At 45.0% G+C, this 2,242-nt stretch carries 1 rRNA gene; it reads right to left on the bottom strand.

The features are described from left to right. Nucleotides 1-149: 149 nt before the first annotated feature. Nucleotides 150-1,666: ribosomal RNA gene (locus tag CHA01nite_RS20280) — 16S ribosomal RNA — on the bottom strand. Nucleotides 1,667-2,242: the final 576 nt, after the last annotated feature.

Below are 2,242 nucleotides of genomic sequence, written 5' to 3' on the forward strand. Positions count from 1 at the left end.
TCTCTTATCCCTTATACTAATTTCTAGTGGGTTTGTATTTTTAATATAAGCAACCAATAAAAAACTAAAGCTTAAACTTTAAAGTAAGTTCAAATGTACCGTCTTTCGACAATACTGATTTTGTTTATTCTCGTAAAAACGAGACTCTAAAATGAGATGTTCCAGCCGCACCTTCCGGTACGGCTACCTTGTTACGACTTAGCCCTAGTTACCTGTTTTACCCTAGGCAGCTCCTTTTACGGTCACCGACTTCAGGTACCCCAGACTTCCATGGCTTGACGGGCGGTGTGTACAAGGCCCGGGAACGTATTCACCGCGCCATGGCTGATGCGCGATTACTAGCGATTCCAGCTTCATAGAGTCGAGTTGCAGACTCCAATCCGAACTGAGACCGGCTTTCGAGATTCGCATCCTATCGCTAGGTAGCTGCCCTCTGTACCGGCCATTGTATTACGTGTGTGGCCCAAGGCGTAAGGGCCGTGATGATTTGACGTCATCCCCACCTTCCTCTCTACTTGCGTAGGCAGTCTTACTAGAGTCCTCAACTTAATGGTAGCAACTAGTAACAGGGGTTGCGCTCGTTGCAGGACTTAACCTAACACCTCACGGCACGAGCTGACGACAACCATGCAGCACCTTGAAAATTGCCCGAAGGACGGTCTATTTCTAAACCAATCAATTCCCATTTAAGCCTTGGTAAGGTTCCTCGCGTATCATCGAATTAAACCACATAATCCACCGCTTGTGCGGGCCCCCGTCAATTCCTTTGAGTTTCATTCTTGCGAACGTACTCCCCAGGTGGCTAACTTATCACTTTCGCTTAGTCTCTGAACCCTAAAGCCCAAAAACGAGTTAGCATCGTTTACGGCGTGGACTACCAGGGTATCTAATCCTGTTCGCTCCCCACGCTTTCGTCCATCAGCGTCAGTTAAGACATAGTGACCTGCCTTCGCAATTGGTGTTCTAAGTAATATCTATGCATTTCACCGCTACACTACTTATTCCAGCCACTTCTACCTTACTCAAGACCTGCAGTATCAATGGCAGTTTCACAGTTAAGCTGTGAGATTTCACCACTGACTTACAGATCCGCCTACGGACCCTTTAAACCCAATAAATCCGGATAACGCTTGCACCCTCCGTATTACCGCGGCTGCTGGCACGGAGTTAGCCGGTGCTTATTCGTACAGTACCTTCAGCTACCCTCACGAGGGTAGGTTTATCCCTGTACAAAAGAAGTTTACAACCCATAGGGCCGTCGTCCTTCACGCGGGATGGCTGGATCAGGCGCTAACCCATTGTCCAATATTCCTCACTGCTGCCTCCCGTAGGAGTCTGGTCCGTGTCTCAGTACCAGTGTGGGGGATCACCCTCTCAGGCCCCCTAAAGATCATCGACTTGGTGAGCCGTTACCTCACCAACTATCTAATCTTGCGCGTGCCCATCTCTATCCACCGGAGTTTTCAATATCAAGTGATGCCACTCAATATGTTATGGGGTATTAATCTTCCTTTCGAAAGGCTATCCCCCAGATAAAGGCAGGTTGCACACGTGTTCCGCACCCGTACGCCGCTCTCTCTGTCCCGAAAGACAAATACCGCTCAGCTTGCATGTGTTAGGCCTCCCGCTAGCGTTCATCCTGAGCCAGGATCAAACTCTCCATTGTATGTTTGTTCTTGACTCACTCAAAGTTATTTTACGCTTTAGTTTTTCCTTACTTGGTTGTTATATTGTATGTCAATGATCTTCTTTATCTTCCGCTTCCTACAAAACTATTTTCTCTGTCAGTTTTTGTTTCGTATTTGCGAGTGCAAAAGTAATAATTTATTTTGAACTGACCAAATGTTTCTGAAAAATAATTTAAAGTTTTTTTTCTTAACCTTAACCTCTTTCCAAACCTTCAAGTCCTCTACTCCTGCGCTCCCCCAATCGGGACTGCAAAGATACTGATCTTTTTTAATCCCGCAACCTTTTTTAAAAAAAAAGTTTCCGGAAATTAAATCCGCTTCAGCGTATCCTATATAAGTAAATAAAACACTATCGTTACCTTAAGAGAAATAACTTTCCCTAAAATAAAAACAGCCCCCTATCCTTTATATGAAGTCGTTCTCTTTAAAATGTATCCCGCTTATCTAAAAGCTCTTCTGCGCTTGACTGATCTACTCTCGTTTTCAGTGGGGCAAAGATAGAAACTCTTTCCCAATCCTCCAAATCCCGTTCACATTTTGTTCATATTTAATCG

Origin of the sequence: Chryseobacterium hagamense, from assembly GCF_007991455.1 — a bacterium.
GTDB classification, from domain to species: Bacteria; Bacteroidota; Bacteroidia; order Flavobacteriales; family Weeksellaceae; genus Chryseobacterium; species Chryseobacterium hagamense.